The sequence below is a fragment of the Leptotrichia hongkongensis genome (genome assembly GCF_007990635.1).
Lineage (GTDB): Bacteria > Fusobacteriota > Fusobacteriia > Fusobacteriales > Leptotrichiaceae > Leptotrichia > Leptotrichia hongkongensis.
Window position 1 is genome coordinate 1523679 of sequence record NZ_AP019846.1, and the last position, 19935, is coordinate 1543613.

Sequence of the window (19935 nt, forward strand, 5' to 3'; positions counted from 1 at the left end):
CCTAATTTCCACCTGATAAAGTTGCTTTTTCACTTGATTTACTTTCTTTCTTAGTTTTAGTCTCTTCTTTATTTTTTGTATTAAGCTTGTATTGGCTTTCTACATTTTTATTTGTTTTTAGACTATTATCCTCAGTTAATTTTTTATTATTTTTTAAATTTTGGTTTTTCCTATCTTGAGACGAATTTTCAGTTTTATCTTTGCTGATATTTTTCTCTCTGTCCTTTGTTTCTGAATTTTTATCAGATTTATTGTTTTTGGTATCATCTGTATTATTTTGAACTGCAGTTTTAGCTGGCTGAGGCTGCGGTACTGATTTTATTTCAGCCATAACTTCTGTATTCTGAACCTTTTGCGTTGGATTATTTCCTGCAGATAAAGTTGCTTTTTCACTGCTTTTACCTTCTTTATCCGCTTTACTTGACGAAGAAGACGCTTTCTCGCTAGATTTTCCTTCTACAACTGTTTTTTGCTTACTATTTTTTACAAATTGCTTATAATTTCCAAAAGCAATTAAAGAAACAGCACCTAAAAATAGCGCTATTTTTTTCTTATTATTCATAAATACTCCTTATTTTAATTATTTCCTTCACTTGATAAAATTTCAATCATACAACACACTAAACTTAATATTCTCTTCGGAATTTCCTTTAGTTTTAACAGTTTTATATCCTGACTTTCCAATGTTTTTTCATATTGAACTACTGGACTTCCTTTAAAGAATACTATTTTTTCGGTTTTTAATTTTTTTGTATAATCTCCTGAAAAAAATGAATTTGTTAAAATGACAGCTGTTATATCTGTGTTTTTATCAATATAATGAATTCCATATCCTTTTCCGTCATTTCCATAATTTATCTCAAAATCAAGTTTTGGACTTTCTTTCCGTAATGTCTTTACTAAAAACTCTTTTTCATTATAATCTAAAATTTCTATTTTTTCCTTTTTTTCTTCTGTAAGTTTGTAAAAAGGAATGTTTATTTGATTTATTGGCTGAAGTATTTTTTTATTATTAAAATACATTTTCCAGTATTCCCTCTCTTCTTCTTTTAATTTGGGAAAATATACAAGATTTACAAAATTATTTTGATTCAATTGATATTCCTTTTCATTAATTGATTCAAAAATATTATTTTCTGTATATCTAAAAGTACTTACAGTGTTATTTTTCTCATCTATTTCTTTCCAAAGAAGAAATATTGCAAATTTTTGCATAATTGGATTTTTTATAAAAATTTCCTTCCATTTTTCTGCTTTCCATTTTCTTTGTGTAAATAGTGCCTTTAATAAATTATTTCTCTGAACTGATGATATTTCTTTCAACTGTTTTTTTATATATTTCAATTCTCTTTTATATTCTTCCAATATTTCATTATCAATATTTCTTTTTTTACTCACTTTTGGAAATGATTTTATTTCTTTATTATTATTTTCATCATAAAGAATAACTTTCTGAGGAATTTTTGCAATATCAAGCTCAATTTTTATTCTCTTATCCCCATAAGTAAATATTTTTGTCCTATCCATCTCAAAGTTAAAATCTGGAACTAAAATGTCATTTAATTCATCACGTGTCATTCCTTGTTTTTGTGAAATAAGTTCCAATGCCTCGTTAGCCGCCATTTTTATTCTTTTATCTTTATAGTTTAATATGAAGCTGTTTAATAATATCCCCACTTGCTTAACTTCTTCACGCAACGATAAAACTCTTATTCCATAAGCTGCAACTGCAATCTTATTATACTCACTGACAAGCATGTCGACTATCTCTATTATTTCATCAAGTTGTTTAATGCTAGCAGTCTTTATTAACGGTATAAAGATATTTTTATACTTTGGATTAAACATATGAACTTTCCATCTGTCAAAAATCTTTTTAACAAATTTTCTCAAATCTTTTTTCTGTGCTATTTCTTCAATTTTATTGCAAACATCAATACTTCTGATATCTTTTGCGAGTATATATTCTGATATATAAAATTTCATTAATTTTGCAGGAATTTTTTTATCACTGTCCTTTATTCTTATCATTCCATAATCTACTTCTGCACTAAATACTGCGTTTTCCTCATGCTTTTCAAGACAGATGCTATCAGCATATTCAAAAATTTCTTTTGAATCCATTAAATTTCTTAATCCCTTTTGAGCTTCCACATTATCCCAATATTTTACTAATCTTTCTGCAATGTGTGAAGCAGGAAAAATTTGTTTTTCAACAATTTTCTCTATTTCATTTTTTGCGTCAAGCCTTCTTCTTAAAATTTTTTCAATCTGATGCCCTACATATTCATTTGCATTCAATAGTAATTTAGGTAATTCTGAATAATCAAATCCATTATCTTTTAAATATAAAATATTTACATAATTTTCGATTTCTTTTGATAATTCTACCCCTTTTTCAAAAATTTTATACAATTCTTTTTCATGCTCGTGCAAAATTCCATCCAAATTTTATTATTTTTATTATCAAAACCTTTTCTCTCAATATATTCAAAATACTTTCTGTTTATAAAATCCAATCTTAGCCCATAATTCCACATTTCATTTAATATATCCCTTAAGCCAGATATTCCATAAATTACATCGTATCTTAAAAATATATCTTTAAATAGATTAATCTCTTTTGTGCTATTTATAAGAAATTGAAAAACTTTTTTATATTTATCAGAATATTTAAAAAGCGAAAATATTATTTTATCCTTTTCCGCTAAAATATTTACTGGCTTATATCCCAAACATTCGATGGTAATACTTTCCCAATCAATATTCTCTTTTTCCAAAAATCCAAGATTTCTAAATTTACTCGGGTGCCATTTCCAGGCTTTTTCTTCAAATAGTTCTTTTAAATCTCTGATTAATATCTCTTCAGACATTGCTAATAATCTTTGCTGATCTTTTTTATTAATTAAATTTTCTCTTATAAAAAAATGTAGCAAAAATGAGTATTCTAATTTATTTTCTTCAAGATTGTCATTTAAAAATTCTTTTGCACTTTCTAAATCTTCCTTTATTGTATCCAAAAACAAATCATACATCTTTTTAGAACGCTCAAAATTATTAAAAATAACATTAAGACCATAGTTTACAAGTAAATAAAGCCTTTGCTTTTGTGAGAAATTATATTTTTAAAATTTTTTCCAATTTTTCAAACATTTTATTTCGATAATAATAATTGTTGTTCGTTGAAGAAAACTCAATTTCAGAAAACATAATAAACAGCTCAATTCCTTCAGAAACAACTTCTGAAACTGCTTTATTTTCGCTCAAAATTTCAAAAACTTTTTCCATATATTTTCTTACTTTTTCAATATTTAAAATTTTCATATTTTGAAAATATCTTTTAAAATTTTTATTGTCGAGATGTTTTGAAAATATTTTATTAATTTTATATTTTTCAATTTTATCTGCAATATATCTTATAAAAATATTATCAAGCTTTTGTATTTCTTCTATATTTTCAGACTTTTTCTCACATTTTAATATAACATTTTTAACAGTTATCAAAATTCCTAATTTTATCAAAAATTATCTGAATATGAATCGTAGTTTTTAATATAACTATCTGCCAAATTCTCAAAATATTTTAAAAACACTTGCAATTATTCCAAAAATATTGTTATTTTTAGTTTCCGAATTATTTTCAAAATCCTTTTTACAAATTCATCTGAAAAACCTAAAAATTTATATATCTTATATTTTAAAGGAAAATTTGAAAATTGATAACTAAGTTCATCAGGAAAATTATTATACATATACTCAGAATACTTCAATAATGTCTTCCCTGCCTCACTTTCCAAAAAGTCATCCCTTTTCATAAATTCTTTCATCTCAAAATTATTAATATATCGTAAATTCCTTTTATAAACATTATTAATCTTTTCTGTCTTTCCGTTTAGGAAGTCTACTATTTCATTGTAAACAGACTTTATTTCTATTTTATCTGTAAGACTTTTTATTACTTCATTTTTAGTCATTTTACAAACCTCCTTTTATTTAGGCTTATCTTAAAAAACTATATTTAACCCCATCCGTTTAATTTCAAAATGATTCTATCATACAGCAATTCCAGCTTAAAACAGATTAAATGGATATGTTCTCTACTAATCCAGTTCTTTTTACATATTTTTCTTGAGTTTTTAAGTGAATTGATTATATACTGAACCCATTTAAAATTAAACTGATAGAAATTATATAATTTAGGGTTTGAGTAAAATAGTCATAGTTTTTGAGTTCTGTTTTAAACTATTTTTACTATAAATATGTTTTCAATACATTTGACTATACATTTATATTATACAACATTTTTTATGTTTTTTCATTCATTAATTAAAAAAAATTTATTAAATTTATTGAATAAAAAAAGAGCTACTTCATTTATTTTGAAATAACTCTTTCTTAAAATATACTTTTTGTTTACAGATTTATGAATAAGAAATATAGATTAGTAGATTGCTCTAAATCCGATTCCACCTCTCACATTTTCACCTTTTGTATCATAACCTGCGTTTATTGTTACACCAAATCTTGTATTTTCAATTCCAAGGTTCAAATCAGCTTTTCCGTTTCCACGTCTGTCATCCTTTTCACCTCTTATATTAAACCAGTCAGCAGTTGTATAACGAACTCTTGCTTTATTGCTCACATCTCCAACCTTTCCTAGTTCATTTTCATAAGCAATTCCCAACTTAGCAATAAATGTTGTTTTTACTGCCATTGGCTGTTTATATTTGAATTCCACTCCAACTTCAGGTTTTATAGAATAATAGTCATTTGCTTTTACTTCTAAACGCATTTGCCCAGTATCCTCTTTTATTCCATCAAATTTTCCATATTCAAATTTTAAACTTCCATAAGGTGAGATACTTGTTCTTTCACTTGTTCTAATGTTTTTTCTAAGTTCATTTTTTAATCCAAATCCATATGAACGGTACTCAGATTTTGCTTCAAATATATCATCAACAACAAGGAATTTTCTCTTCATTTCACCAGTTCCTACAAATCCTTCTGCTGAAATAGTCCAATTCAAGCTATTGTTATGATCTTTTCCTATTGGCATTGATTTAAATACACCTGCTTTTACAATACTCTGATCTTCTTTAGATCTACCTATATCGCTAAAGTCAAATCTATTTCTTACTGCCCCTGCATACCATCCTGTCGATTCTCCAAGTTTTACAGTTTCATTTTCATTCAAGTATGCAAATCCATAGGCTTTATTTTTATAATCAATAATTCCCGCTGTATCTGTCTTATATTCACCTTGCATTCCAAAGGCTTTTATTTTATTTGAATTTTTAGACTTCGTATCCCATTCATTTCTTAAATATGTAAATTCTTTATTCAGCAAGTTACCTGTTTCAAAAATTCTTTGTTGAACATTTGCATACTGATGTCCCATCATTTCATCAATTGCTTGAGCCAATAACGCTTCTTCACTATTTCCAATTGTATTCAATTTATTAAATATTTCTTTTTCTCTTGAATCTAAGCTATTAACGTCATATCTTTGTTCCAATCCATCAGTAAAGTTGTATTCATTTGTTGTTTTATCTACAAAGGCTGTATAAGGAATCTTTGTCATAAGTACACGTGTAATCTGCTGTGTAGATGGGTCAACTTCAGGCGTTGCCATCCAAGTTAGTGAAGCAGAATACGGAGTAAAGTTAAATATTCCAGAATTTATCTGATTTAAGAACGGCTGTAATATTTGTTTTCCAATAATCACATTTTTAGAGTTTGTAAGTACTGAAAATTCTGTTCCAATTAATAAATCACTGTTAATTCCAAGAGAATTTGCTCCATTTATGTTAATTGGACGTGTTCTTCCCAATGTATCCACATATACTCCAAAGTTTGAGAAAGCATAGTTTGTGTAAGGCGTAGTGTAATCAATTGTCTGAACTTGGCTGTCATCTAGTGTTACACCATTTCTCTGAATTGCAAGCCGTCCATTTGGCAATTGAACAATTCCCACTCCTCCAACAGTTTTACTTGGATCTGTCGGTGCATAGTAATCTTTTGCTCCATTTCCAGAAGTAATGCTTCCCGCTCCAGAATTTAATGCTGGTAATACATTTCCAGGAGTTGCATTAGATGCTATTGGCAAATCTCCAGATACACCTTGAGAATTTACATCATATCTTACTCCATAAGTTTTATAACCATTTATGTTGATTTCTCCATAATTTTTAATTATTGATTTATTATTTGCCGTACCTTTTATTAACACTCCATAACTGTTGTCTGCATCAATATTTATTGTTCCATAATTTTCCAAAGTACTTCCATTTAATACAGCAACTCCGACAATACCTTGAACATTATCATTTCCACGATAAGAACCAGTTGTAGTGATATTTCCAGTATTTACAAATTTTGCTCCATTATTTACAAATACTCCCATCATTGTCTGAATTTTATCAGAAGATGTTGCACTTGAAGCATCCAAGTATATATTTCCAGAGTTTCTTAATGTCGTTCCTCTGTCATCTCCGTACATTCCAATACTTAAATGTCCTGAAACATAAATATCTCTTTCATTTGAAATATTTGCTCCTCCTACAGCTGCCATACCGATTCCATAAACAATGTTATCTGGGTCAGATTTATCAGTTTTTCCGATTTTGATTATTCCTCTATTTATAGCATTAGATGCTCCTGTTACAAGAATTCCTTGATTTCCGATTCCTTGTGATAGATCAATTATTCCATTATTTACAATATTTGCTCCATCTTTTCCATAGATTGCAATAATTTTTTCATTTGTTCCAGATGTAATTGTTGCATTATTTGTTACTGATGATGCTCCTTCTGTATAAATGAAAGTCGACTCTTTTCCTAAAGTTACATTTGATGAAGCAGAATTTGAATAAACATTTGTTCTGCTAATACCTGGATTTGCTAAAATTACCCCGTAAGACTTGTCTCCAACAGTAAAGCTTGATGTCGTATCGTTAATTGAAACTCCATTTGTTCCATAAACTCCAACAGGTTCACTATTAGCATCTGTCGCAATATGATTTGCAACATTTATTGTTCCACCTAAGTTAACATTTCCACCTTTTTTATACACACCGATAGCCTTGTCTGCAACATTGATTACAGAACTTGCTGTTGTTTCGACATTTCCATTTTCACTAAGTGAATAAACTCCAAATGAAGCCTCTCCAACATTTATTGTTCCACTATTTTTGATATTAATTGTTGATCCATTTTGTGCATAAATTCCGACAGTAGAGTCGTTTTTAACAGCGGTTGCAGTTTTATCTACATTTATTGTTCCGCTATTTTCAAATGTCTGATCCGATGTTCCTTCCAGATACGCTGCAATTGAACGTTTTCCAGTAATATCAATATTTCCACTATTTAAAATTGATTTTGCCACACCTGATTTATTTTGTGAGAAAATTCCAATTGAATCATCACCAGAGAACTTCATATCCGCTTTATTCGTAACATTTGAATTTATTGAAACAATTCCTTTTGCCTTGTCAGATGTACCAGTTATTTTCTTACCATCTATCGTAGCATTTGAATTATCCACATAAATTCCTGTAGAGCCATTATTTAGAGTCATATTATTCCATCCACCAAAAGAAGATGTTCCTGTCATATAAATTCCAGTTCCTTTTGAAGATACAATAATGTCATTATTATTCATTTGTGCTTTACTATCCACAATATATAACATCGGCTCCAAAGAAGTTGTCAATGTTCCAGTATTATTATAATTTAACACTGCATTATTTTCCAAGTATGCCAAACTTCCGTTATTTGCAAAATTGTAATTCCCTCCAGTTACAGTCAATGTAGAATCATTTCCATATAGTGCAAATCCTTTATTTCCAACTGTTATATCTCCAGAAGTAGTTAAATTTGTTTTATTTTTTACAAATATTCCAACTGAAGTAGATTCAACACTTCCACTAGAATCAAATGTAGAATCTCCAATTGTTATATTTCCACTATTTACAACTGTCGCATTTGAAACATTCAAAGTTTCCGGTGCAATATAAATTCCTGCTGACCCTTTTCCTAAAGTGATGTTTCCTTCATTTACAACATCTATCACTTTACTGCTTGCAGCGGTATTTTTAGCATAAATTCCAACAGATTTATCTTTACCAGTTATTTCTCCCTTATTTTCAACTTTATCAAATCCGATTGAGTAAATAGCAGAAGATTCATCTCCAACTGTTATTTTAGAACCAGCTGTTGTTGTGATTATACCTTTATTTTCAGTTCCTGCTGGTGCATTGCTATAAACTGGTGTTGAATTTTTATAAATTCCATAAATTCCAGTTGATTTATTTCCTACGAGAATATCTTGTGAATTAAGTCCTCTTGATGAATCAAGATACATTGCCGTACTTGTCTCAGCATTTGACAAGTCTAATTTTCCTTTATTTTCAGCATCATACCCAGCAGTTCCAACCCAAGTTAATGCAGGATTGCTATTTCCATCTGCCATAAGTCCAATAATATTCTTAGTTGCTGATTTTGCCTCAACTGTAACTCCTGTTTGTAAAATAGCCTCTCCATTTATAACGTGAGAAAGTATATTTCCTGTATCTAATGCATTTCCAAGTGCTACAGTTAGATTTTTTGAAGTTATAGAACTTCCTTCAGTAACTCTGGTTCTTTCTACAGAGTATCCGTTAGTAACTAATGTTCCACCATTGTCTACAATGTATCCTCCTTTTTGAGCAAAAATACCTACTCCATCTCCACCAAATTCAATTTTTGCACCACTTTCAAAATTAACTTTCGCTTTGCTAGTAACTATTGCTCCAACTCCATTTGCTCCGTTTAGCTTAATATCTGCACCGTTATCAATTGTTACTGTTGAAGCTTTGGTTCCATCTCCACCATTTCCAATATAAATACCAGTTCCAGCTGTTGTGTTATCTCCTATATTCATAGTCCCTGTATATTTAATATGGCTGCTATTTTCAGCAAACAATCCAACTCCATTTGCTCCTGTAGTTATTGATGTCGATATTGTTTTAGGGCTTCCAGATGTTCCTTGTCCATCAGTATAGATTCCAATTGCATAAAAATCATTTGAGCCACCTAATACAGAGCTTCCTACTTTTACCCCCTGGTTATAACCTGAAATATCAGCAGTTGCTCCCTTCATAAGAAGTCCAATTATTCCATTACCAGTATTAGAACCCGTCGTGTAGTCTAATTTTGATGTGCTTGAATTTAACGTTCCTCCATCAAGATAAACTCCAACTCCATATCCGCTTATATTTCCAATATTTGCTCCATTAATCTTTCCTGTATCAGAAGCACTTGTTCCTTTAATATAATACGCAACTCTATTTTGATTTTTTGTACCTAAATTTATTGTTCCTGTAGTTGTATCAGTTACTGTTGCCTCGTCTTTTAGATAAACGGCTACTGATGAATCCGCATCATCATTTAATGCTATTTTTCCTACTTTTGTTATGGTAGATTTTGGTGTATAGATTCCAACTGTGCTTTTTTGTTTTAGATTTATAGTTCCTTCATTTTTTATAGTTGAATCAGCCAAATTACCATTATTTTTTGTAAACATTCCTGTAGAGTTTTCAGATTCTACATTAATCACACCATCTGCTGTATTTGTCAAGCTGATTTTCTTCCCAGTGGCACTTGCCGAACCAAACATTCCAACTGAATTTTTAGAAGATGATGTTAAATTTATAGTTCCTGAATTTTCAGCTGTTGCATCATCTTTTGAGAATATTCCTGTTGATTTTTCACCAGTCAATTTAATAGTAGCATTCTTTGCATTTATAACTGCTGTCCCATCGTCTACACCATACATTCCAATTACTGATTCTGCTGTTCCTATTATTTCTTTGTTGTTTGTTATTTTAGCCTTATCAGTCGCAAGCATTCCTGTCGCTTTTTTACCTTTTACAGTAACAGTTCCTTCATTTATTCCTTCAGTAGCATTCGATGTGGCAGTATTTTTACCAGTAGCATAAATTCCTATCGCACTCTCTCCAGCTGATGATATTTCAATTGTAGCACCATTATGATTTTTTATTTCTGAACCATTTTTCCCATACATTCCAACTGATTCTTTGTTGTTTACTGCTATTTTGTTCTTATTATTTGTTACTGAATTATCCGAAAGCATTCCAACTGATTTTTCAGAATTTACTTCAATTTGACCTTTATTATCCGCCGTTAAATTTCCTCTGTTGTTGGTAGCATTTGTAGAAAATATTCCAACTGATTCTTTCGTGCTGACATCTATTTTATTTTTATTTTCTATAACCAATGTTTTAGTTGCAGCTGCTTCAAGTTCTCCATAAATTCCTGCACTTTTTACTTGCCCAGCTGTATTTTTTAAAGTAATTATTCCACTATTTTCTATTGTATTATTTTCTGTCGCATTTTTTGTAAATTTACCATAAATTCCGGCTGAAGCTCCTTTATGCACATCAATAGTGCCTGCTGATGCATTTACTGCATTACTGTCTTCAAGATAAATTCCTGCTGATTCTTCTTCTTTAATCTCTATTTTTTTATTATTAGTTACTTTTGATCCAGATTTACCATAAATTCCTGCTGATTTTTTGTCATTCATAATAATTGTTCCACTATTATCAACTGTGCTTTTTACAGCTGAAATTCCGATTGATTCTTCTGAATTTACTGTTATTACTCCATCAGAACTATTAATAACTTCTATTTTATCTACATTATTATTACTATCATTTAAAGCAAATATTCCAACTGATTGCGAACTTCCATTAGCAATATTTATTTCTTTATTATTTTGTAATGTCAATTTTTTAGGTGCCCCGCTTACAGATTCACCATATATTCCAACATTCTTGATAACGTTTGTCAGATTTATTATTCCTTCATTTAAAATAGAATAGTCTTTTTGGGATGAGTTTGTTATTTTTCCATACATTGCTGCTGAACCGCTAGTCGCTCCAGCAGATCCTGTCAACGTTATTGTTCCATCAGCTGTATTTGTTGCGTTTGAATCTGAAGCATACATTCCTGCTGAATTTTCATGTAAAACATTTATTGTTTTTTCGTTAGTTATGTTAGAGTCGTTACTCCCATACATTCCTGCTGAATTTTCTTTTTTTACATTTATTATATTTTTATTTTTTCCTGTAGCTTTATCAACAAAAATTCCAACTGTACTTCTAACGTCCAAATCAATTTTTCCATTAGAAGCTTCATTTACTACAATTCCAGCATTATCTCCAGCATTATTTTTCAAATACATTGCAGCTGATTCTTCCTGACCAACAATTATATCCTTTTCATTTTGCAATGTTGTAGTTCCTGTTGCTGTACTCTTAATCTCTACATACATCCCTGCTGATGCTGTTTTACCAGTTCCTTTTAACTCAATTTTTCCAGTATTTGCGATAGTTCTTGAAACAGCATCTGAAATTTTTGCAAAAATTCCTGCTGATTTATTACTTTCAATACTTATTGTTCCTGCATTTGAAGGCGATGAGTCTTCTGCATAGATTCCTGCTGACTTATCTCCAGTTATTGTAATTTTTCCAGTTGTAGCATCATTTGAAATAGTCGCTCCATCTAAACCTAGCATTCCAGCAGAAGCTCCACCATTCATTTCTATATTCCCTTTATTTGTAGCACTTCCTTTATTTGCCAAAATTCCAACTGAAGCCGAAGCAGCTGTTGTATCAGTAAGTAAAATATCTCCGCTATTTTCGATTTCGGATTCTTTACCATAAATTCCAACTGATTTTTTCCCTTGTAATTTTATTTCAGAACCTGCGAAATTAGTTACTTTTGCTTTTTCCGACATTATCCCTATCGCATCTGAAGCCAAAGTATCTGAAGTTATTTTTTTCTTATTTTCAATTACAACATCAGCACTCTTACCATAGATACCAATAGAATTGCCTATATGAATATTTATGTTTCCAGAATTTTCTACGTTCTGATTACCTTCTGCATAAATTCCAACATTTTGAGTTTCAGTAGAACTTGCTACTCCAACTTCTATAGTTCCTTTATTTTTAACATTTTTTGCAGATGTAGATGTTGAATAAATTCCTGCTGAACTTCCTTTTTTAGAAATTATTTTCCCAGTTGTTTCATTTGTAACATCACTGTTATCTGCATAAATTCCTGCTGATCCTGTTTCTTCTGTAGTTATATTTCCAGAATTTTCAATTGTTGAATTTGTTATTCCATAAACTCCTGCCGATCCTGTTCCAGAAGTTGTTATTTCTCCACCAGAAGCATTACTTACTGTACTGCTATTTGACAGTATCCCGACTGATGAAGTTCCAGAAGTTGTTATTTTCCCAGTACCACTATTTGCCAACGTTGAACTTTCTTTTCCATAAATTGCGATTGAACTGTTCTTTGCAGTTGTTATTATATTATTATTTGTCACTTTTGAAGCATTGGAATAAATTCCTATAGCTCCATCTTTTCCTGCTAATACAAGTTTTCCATCATTTGTTACAACAGCTCCATTTAATCCTGAAATTGTAGTTTTAAATTCAGAAGTCAAGATTTTTCCTGATTTAATATTAACTTTCCCAGCATCAGATACTAAAAATTGTGCAGAATCATCAATATTAGAAAATTTCGTACTGTCAGCCGTAATATTTCCATCAATATTTATAGTCGTATTTTTCGCACCATAAAATACAGCTGAATTTTCACCCATACTTGAAACTGTTAAATTTTGTAATGTTGTGTTTGTTATATCTACAGTATCATCTGCTGTATTCCCAGTATTTCCAAAGTAAGCGAACACAGATTTTTTACCAATTGAAGTACTAAGATTTGTCATTATAAAGGCTGTTCTAAAATCACTAGCCTTGGATGAATAAAGTCCAACTGTTCTTTCTCCCAAATTTAATACTGCATTTCCCTGAAAAGTAGTACTTGTACTAGATCCATCTGAATATACTCCGATTCCAGTGCTAGTTCCAGAATCTCCAACTGTAACTGTACCTTCAACAGTTCCAGTAGAGCCACTAGTAAATATTGCAATTCCACCATTACTAGATTTTATTTCTCCATTACTTGCATTTGTAAAGGTTCCATTTTCTGAATATAACCCTACTTTTCCACCTGCTTCAACGGATACAACTCCAGCGTTTGTAAATGTTCCTGTATTTTGTACAACAGCATGATATGCAGCATTTGAAATAGTTGCTCCATTTTTATTTGTTGCAACAGATCCATTTGAAAGATATAATCCAATAGAATCAGTACCAGTTGATGTTACTTCTATATTTTTTTCATTCTCAAATGTCGAATTATTTAAAATTACACCATATACTTTATTTCCTGTAACCGTTATTGTTCCTTGGTTTCCTGTTGTTCCTGTTGTTCCATTAAAGTACATTCCAATATTTTCATTTGCTCCATTTACTTTAATATTACCTTCATTAACAAACTTTGCTGAACTTGAATAAACTCCAATATTTTTACCGTCTATACTATTAATAGTAATTGTACCTTCATTTTTCATATTTGTTGCCAAAGCATTCCCAACTCTTATTCCCATACTTCCATTAGAGCCATTTTCAATATCAATATTTGCATTTTTAGTATTTTTTACATCAGAATCTACTTGTGAGTAAAGTCCAAATGAATTTTTAGCAGCTATTGTAATTGTTCCATTATTAATAGCTCCACCTTGAATTTTACCAAGAACTGTCATACCACCCGAATCGTTTCCAGTAACATTAATTTTTCCATTATTCACAAAACTTGAATCAGGTCCTAAAGCATTTGTTGTTTTTGAAACAACCATACCGTGACTGTTGTCTCCGTTAATATTTACATTTCCATTATTAATTGCAATGGTACTTATATTTACGCCGCTCTTAAAATCACTAGTTGCAAATCCTGCTGAAATATTTCCACTTAAACTAATTTCCCCTTCATTTCTCAAGGTATGTTTATTCGTAGTACTGCTACCTGTCCCTTCATCTGTAAATAAAAGAGCTACTTGCAATGATTTATTTCCGCTTATAAGCCCTGTCGAACCATTTATACCAGTAACTTGCGGATTATTCCATGTATCTGGCTGTACTTCAATCCCTGCTACTTCCATTACATCTAAATATATTTTTCCTTTATTTTCAAATGAAAACGAAGGATTATTTCGTCCTCCTTTACTTGAAGGAAGACCTGGATCTAATGTTATAGCCCTTTGCTTAGTTATATCTACATGCATTTCTGTATTTTCGCCTGAATAAAATGAACCGTTATTAGTCATATATTCTCCAATTGCTTTATGGTGGCCAACAGGTGCTTGACTTAATGTGTAACTAGAATTAAGCAAATTCGTATTAGCATTCATTGTATTATCAGCAGTTATACTATTCCCATACGAATCTAATCGTGGAATACTAAAAACTATAGGATTCGCTGTTGGATTTGGTGGTGTAACACTTGGAGCAGTAGGTTTAGTAACACTAATTGCACTAACTTCTGAAATATTTGGAGGAGTAATTGTCAATGTGTTTACAGTTGGACTTGGTGCCGTTACATTCATACTCAGTGCTGGCGGTGTTATATTTACGGCTATTGTTGGTGCCGACAAATTCATACTAATGCTTGGAGCCGTTACTGTAGGCGGTGTAGCTGGCTCTTGTGGATTCGGCACTTCAATCGTAACAGGATTTAATGTAGGAAGTATGATTGTCGGTGCTGTTATTGGCGAAGTTACACTCAAATTAATTGCTGGACGTACTACAGCTCTTGGCATATCAATTTGTGGATTTATTGTGATTTCTTCTTTTGAAATAGATTTTGGACGTACATTTGCCATTATCTGAATTTCCACTTCAGGTTCTTGAACGTGTAACAATGATGCTAATCCGTAAGATTGTGAACCTACTGTAGAAGTGCTAATTGATGGTGTTATAAAATTTTTTCTTCTATTAGACAAAATTCCAGTATCTCCCCAGTCACCTCTAGTAAATATGCCATTAAACGGATATTTAGCAGCCTTATCTCCTCTTCCTTTATAAGCTCCGTTACTACTTGATGTAAAAGTATTGGCTCCAAATTGCCATGATGCCCATTTTGATTTTACAACCTGATCTCCTTGTTCCATTAATTGAACTAATTCCAAGTTCAAGTCTTCTACAGCTTCTTCGTTTGCTTTTTTCTTTTTCTTTATTGCAACCCTTGTTTTTTCAGCTGACATTACCAATTCCTTGTTCATACGCTCATAAAGCATATCTGAAGATGTATTTATCCCAATTGAAAATGTTATCATCCCTGTTATTAAGTACGAGAACAGCAATGATTCTGTATACTTTACATTTTTTGCCCTTTTAGCAAAAGCCTTCAAGTCTTTTTTTGCCTGTTTTAAATTGTTACTCATATTTTTCTCCTTTTTACTTTGATTTTTTTTACTATAAGATACAAAAACTCATAATTTTCTAATTATTTAACTCTTCTGTTAACTCTTTAAATACCGATTACTATATAATAGTTAAAATTTAAAATTTTTACATGGTTACAGCTTATCATATTAAAATTATCTTTATATTTCAAATCTATTCAAAATTATAAAAAATAAAGAAATATTGATTTGGAATGGAGTAGAGCAGTAATGTTTTCGAATTATTTTAAATTGATTCGCTTTCTAAATCATGTTATTTAGTCCATGTATTCAGTTCACTTTAAAATATACCAATTTTTAAGATTCTTAGAATTGAAATAAAATATACTCGAACCCATAAATTATTTATATAAATATAAGGCTTGAGTACTCTAATTTATTAACTAAAATTTTATCTTTAAATAACTTTACTATATAATTAGAAATTTCAAATTTATTCTCAAAATATTTTTATGATTTACTAAAAATGAACTATTATATAGTTTAAGATTAGCAGTTTCTTTAACCATAATTTTAAAGTAATTTTAATTTCAAATCTAAATCTAAATTTTCTTTTCGTAGTATTATAACATTTTTTTATTTCCTTTACAATAAAAAAATCTCTCTTTTATATAAATTTTAGAGAGATTTCTTTAATAATATTATTTTTTTTCTTTTAAAAAAATTTATTTTGATTACAGTATATTTATTTTATAATCAATGTGCTTCCATCCATTTCAGCTGGTTTTTCTAATCCCAATAAATCAAGCATTGTTGGAGTAATATCAGCCAGTTTTCCATCTGTTCTCAATTTTGCATCCTTCATATCGTTTGTAATGAAAATGAATGGAACTGGATTTACAGTGTGTGCTGTATGAGGCTCTTTAGTTTCAGGATTTAATAATAAGTCAGCATTTCCGTGATCTGCTGTAATTAATACTGCACCATCAAGTTCCAATACTTTTCTTACAATTTGTCCTGTACAGTTGTCTACTGCTTGACAAGCTTGAATAACAGCATCAACATTTCCTGTATGTCCAACCATGTCAGGATTTGCGAAGTTTAATACAACTGTGTCAACTTTTCCAGTATTTAATTCTTTAATTAAGTTTTCTTTAACTTCATAAGCACTCATTTCAGGCTGTAAGTCATAAGTTGCAACTTTTGGTGAATCAGACAATAATCTGATTTCTCCTGGATATGGCTCCTCTTTTCCACCATTGAAGAAGAATGTAACGTGTGCATATTTTTCAGTTTCTGCTGTTCTTACTTGAATTAATCCAGCTTTTGATACAACTTCCCCAAATCCATTTATAATTGTTTCAGGCGGGAATGCCACTGGTGAACTGAATGTTGCATCATATTGAGCCATTGTAGCAAAGTTTACTTTAGGATAAACTTTTCTTGTAAATCCATTAAACTCAGGGTCAACAAATGTTCTAGTCAATTGTCTAGCTCTATCAGGTCTAAAGTTTGCAAAAATTACACCATCTCCATCTTTAATTAATCCATTGTCTTTTGAACCAATTTTAACAGGTTTTACAAATTCGTCTGTAATTCCTTCTGCATAAGAATTTCTGATTGCCTCGTCAGCAGTAGCTGCCAAGTTTCCTTCTCCAGAAGTTAGGGCATTGTAGGCAAGTTCCACTCTGTCCCAGTTATTATCTCTATCCATTGCATAATATCTTCCTACAACTGTAGCAATTTTTCCTACACCAAGTTCATCCAATGTTTTTTGCAATTGAGCTAAGTATTCCACTCCACTTTCAGGGGCAGTATCTCTTCCATCCATAATCGCATGAACATAAACTTCTGTAAGTCCTTTTTTCTTAGCCATATCAACTAACCCAATTAAGTGGTCAATGTGACAGTGAACTCCACCATCAGAAGTTAATCCTGTAATATGTAAAGCTTTTCCATTAGCTTTTGTAGTTTCCATAATATCTGACAGCACTTTATTTTCTAAAATTGTACCTTCTTTAATAGCTTTTGTAATTTTTGGCAACATTTGGTAAACAACTCTTCCAGCACCAATATTTGTATGCCCAACTTCAGAATTTCCAAACTGTCCTTCAGGCAGCCCAACAAATTCTCCATCTGCTCTCAATTCAGTATGAGGGTATTCTTTAAGATATTTGTTAAAATTAACTGGATGAGCCAATTTTACTCCATCAACTTCATTATCATGATGATTCATCCCCCATCCATCCAAAATTATTAAAACTACTGGTCTTTTTTTCATAATCTTTCTTCCTTCCATTTTTTAAATAACTTTCTTTTCCTATGTCTATTATACAGATTTTTTCTAAATTTATCAAGGAATTTGAATAAAAAATTTCTCTTTCTTTTTTTATATACCTATTGAAAAAATTATTGTTAATGGATTTTCTTTATATAATTCATATATTTTTTCTTTAACAAAATTTTGCTTATTTTAAAACTTATATAGTCTTTTTTTAAATTATAATTTTTAATCAAAATAGTTATTTATGATTAAATGAAAAATGTCGTGATTTTTTTGGAATGAAAACTACTGTTTGAACTTTTTCAAAACATTTAAAAAATAAATATCTAAAGGATTGGTATAACTTTTATTAAAAAGCGAGTTTAGTTTTCATTCCAAAAAAATGCTTAGACGAGCTGGGTTTGCAAAGGGGATAGCGACCGTTCCCCTTTGCTTTATAAAAAAAGAAAAAACATATAAATTACAAAAAAATATTTATTGATTAAAATAACCTAGTATCAAGACAATAGAAAAAAATTATTCTTTATATCTTGATTTTTATTGAAAAAAATGATAATATATTGTGTAATTTGCAATATATTTAACTATATAGCAATTTATTTTATAAGTAAAACTATTGAAAGGAGAAATAAATGGCACACTCAAAATCATCTAAAAAAAGAGTTTTTATTGGTGAAAGAAATGCAGCTAGAAATCAAGCTATCAGAAGCAGAACTAGAACTTTCGTAAAAAAAGTGCTTGCCGCTGTTGAAGCTAAAAATGTCGACGAAGCTAAATCAGCATTACAAGTAGCATATAAAGAATTAGATAAAGCTGTAACAAAAGGTGTTATTAAGAAAAACACTGCATCAAGAAAAAAATCTAGATTAACATTAAAAGTTAATTCATTGGCAAATTAATTTTTTGCTACTGATTGATTTTAAAAAAATTTTTTTAAGATTAACAAAAATAAAAGACTATCACAATCTAAGGATAGTCTTTTTTATTATACAGCTTTAATTACTTTTTCTAAAAAGTTCCCTTACTCTCAAATTATTTTTTCTACCTTTTAAAATCCATGAAATTGTGGCTTGAAAAAAATATAAGCTTTTTAACCAGTTTGGATTTATATAAATATCCTCATCACTTTTTAAAGTTATAATATTAGCAGAAAATTCATCTAACACTTTACCTAAATTTTTTAGCGGCCCTTGCCCCAATGGAGATTTTTTCAGATATGGCAACAATTCTCCTGCACCTGCACCAATTCCTTGTCCCCAGTCTGCCTTAACTTTCTCGCACCAATTTTTCATCTGCAAAATTGCCAACCGATTTTGCTTACCTTCATAAAATCCATTATTTGCTATGCAATAAATTTTAGTTCCAGATTTTATAACTTTTTCCTTTTCAAATTCTACAAGTAATTTTAACAGATTGGACGGAATTCCATCAACATACAAAGGAAAAAGAAATATTAAAACATCACTATTATAAATTTCATTTTTATTTTCATCATTTAATCTAAAAGAAATAGAATAATATTTTTTTATTTCATTTTCTTTAAACAAGGATGATAAATAATTTCCCAATATTTCAGAATTGCTTTTAATTGCTTTTGGACTTCCATTTATTATACTAATTTTCATATCTCATCATTCTCCTAATCTTCTAAAAAAGAAACCTTAAAAGTTTTTACATCTAAATTCACGCTATTAGCCTTTACTATTTCTTTAGCGGCTATCTTTTCATTTGATGATAAATTTTTTCCATAAAAATACACATTTAACCCAAATTTTGTTTTATTTCGTGTGATATGATGCATCTCTTTATTTTTAAATTTAAAAAATGGCAACAAATATGGAATTGTCCTATCTAGCACATTTTTTACAAATGGACTGTAAGAACCATAGACACATTGACTTATAATCACAACTTTGTCTGCTTTTGAATATAATTTTGCTAAACTTTCATATCCATCCCTAATTTTACACTTCCCAGGTGTTTTAATCCAGCATTCAAAACATCCCATACAACTTTTAATTCTATCATTGTCACAAATTATAGATATATCTTCATCAACTATTATTTTCTTTTGAGTTATACTATCTTTTATTTTATCCATAATTTTTTCCTTTTTTTCAATTTTCCACTTTAAATTTTCCAATTTTTCATCGTCTAAATCGTGTATAATTAATTCCATATTTCTCACCTTCCATAGATATATTAAAATCTTCAAAATATAGCAGTGACTATTAATCAAATTTAAATTTAAAATCTTACAATAACCAGCAACTTTCAATTCTGTGATAAAACGTCTTAAAATTAAACTCAAACGCCATAACTATTTTACTAA

At 29.9% G+C, this 19935-nt stretch carries 10 protein-coding genes; 1 reads left to right on the forward strand and 9 read right to left on the reverse strand.

What is annotated here, in order from left to right; genetic code table 11:
• Window position 1 precedes the first annotated feature (1 nt).
• From FVE75_RS07195 to gpmI, 7 genes are all read right to left on the reverse strand, one after another.
• On the reverse strand, window positions 2–562 hold the full coding sequence (locus FVE75_RS07195; RefSeq protein WP_147005876.1) for a hypothetical protein: 561 nt from the start codon (window positions 560–562) through the stop codon (window positions 2–4).
• Between the two features lie 14 nt (window positions 563–576).
• A complete protein-coding gene (locus tag FVE75_RS11485) occupies window positions 577–2436 on the reverse strand; it encodes a DUF4132 domain-containing protein (RefSeq protein ID WP_232052489.1) in 1860 nt (619 codons plus the stop codon).
• Window positions 2388–3026, reverse strand: coding sequence for a hypothetical protein (locus FVE75_RS11490; RefSeq protein WP_232052490.1), 639 nt, complete (start codon window positions 3024–3026; stop codon window positions 2388–2390). Before FVE75_RS11490 ends, FVE75_RS11485 begins: the two co-directional genes overlap by 49 nt.
• Before the next feature lie 91 nt (window positions 3027–3117).
• A complete protein-coding gene (locus tag FVE75_RS11495) occupies window positions 3118–3522 on the reverse strand; it encodes a hypothetical protein (RefSeq protein ID WP_232052491.1) in 405 nt (134 codons plus the stop codon).
• Between the two features lie 77 nt (window positions 3523–3599).
• Window positions 3600–3974: a hypothetical protein gene (locus FVE75_RS11500; RefSeq protein ID WP_232052492.1), complete on the reverse strand. Its 375-nt coding sequence runs from the start codon at window positions 3972–3974 to the stop codon at window positions 3600–3602.
• Between the two features lie 467 nt (window positions 3975–4441).
• Window positions 4442–15358, reverse strand: coding sequence for an autotransporter-associated N-terminal domain-containing protein (locus FVE75_RS07205; RefSeq protein ID WP_147005877.1), 10917 nt, complete (start codon window positions 15356–15358; stop codon window positions 4442–4444).
• 706 nt (window positions 15359–16064) lie between these two features.
• On the reverse strand, window positions 16065–17600 hold the full coding sequence (gene gpmI, locus FVE75_RS07210) for a 2,3-bisphosphoglycerate-independent phosphoglycerate mutase (protein WP_147005878.1): 1536 nt from the start codon (window positions 17598–17600) through the stop codon (window positions 16065–16067).
• 635 nt (window positions 17601–18235) lie between these two features.
• Between gpmI and rpsT the strand changes: the two genes are divergently transcribed.
• On the forward strand, window positions 18236–18502 hold the full coding sequence (gene rpsT, locus FVE75_RS07215) for a 30S ribosomal protein S20 (RefSeq protein ID WP_006804906.1): 267 nt from the start codon (window positions 18236–18238) through the stop codon (window positions 18500–18502).
• A gap of 96 nt (window positions 18503–18598) precedes the next feature.
• Here rpsT and FVE75_RS07220 read toward each other — a convergent pair whose 3' ends face one another.
• Window positions 18599–19228: a hypothetical protein gene (locus tag FVE75_RS07220; RefSeq protein ID WP_147005879.1), complete on the reverse strand. Its 630-nt coding sequence runs from the start codon at window positions 19226–19228 to the stop codon at window positions 18599–18601.
• Between the two features lie 14 nt (window positions 19229–19242).
• A complete protein-coding gene (locus tag FVE75_RS07225; RefSeq protein ID WP_147005880.1) occupies window positions 19243–19782 on the reverse strand; it encodes an NAD(P)H-dependent oxidoreductase in 540 nt (179 codons plus the stop codon).
• Window positions 19783–19935: the final 153 nt, after the last annotated feature.

What these genes read in the sequence shown, in the direction of transcription:
- FVE75_RS07220 (WP_147005879.1), bottom strand. Translation starts at nt 19,228, where the DNA reads ATGAAAATTAGTATAATAAATGGAAGTCCAAAAGCAATTAAAAGCAAT.
- gpmI (WP_147005878.1), bottom strand. Translation starts at nt 17,600, where the DNA reads ATGAAAAAAAGACCAGTAGTTTTAATAATTTTGGATGGATGGGGGATG.
- FVE75_RS11500 (WP_232052492.1), bottom strand. Translation starts at nt 3,974, where the DNA reads ATGACTAAAAATGAAGTAATAAAAAGTCTTACAGATAAAATAGAAATA.
- rpsT (WP_006804906.1), top strand. Translation starts at nt 18,236, where the DNA reads ATGGCACACTCAAAATCATCTAAAAAAAGAGTTTTTATTGGTGAAAGA.
- FVE75_RS07195 (WP_147005876.1), bottom strand. Translation starts at nt 562, where the DNA reads ATGAATAATAAGAAAAAAATAGCGCTATTTTTAGGTGCTGTTTCTTTA.
- FVE75_RS07225 (WP_147005880.1), bottom strand. Translation starts at nt 19,782, where the DNA reads ATGGAATTAATTATACACGATTTAGACGATGAAAAATTGGAAAATTTA.
- FVE75_RS07205 (WP_147005877.1), bottom strand. Translation starts at nt 15,358, where the DNA reads ATGAGTAACAATTTAAAACAGGCAAAAAAAGACTTGAAGGCTTTTGCT.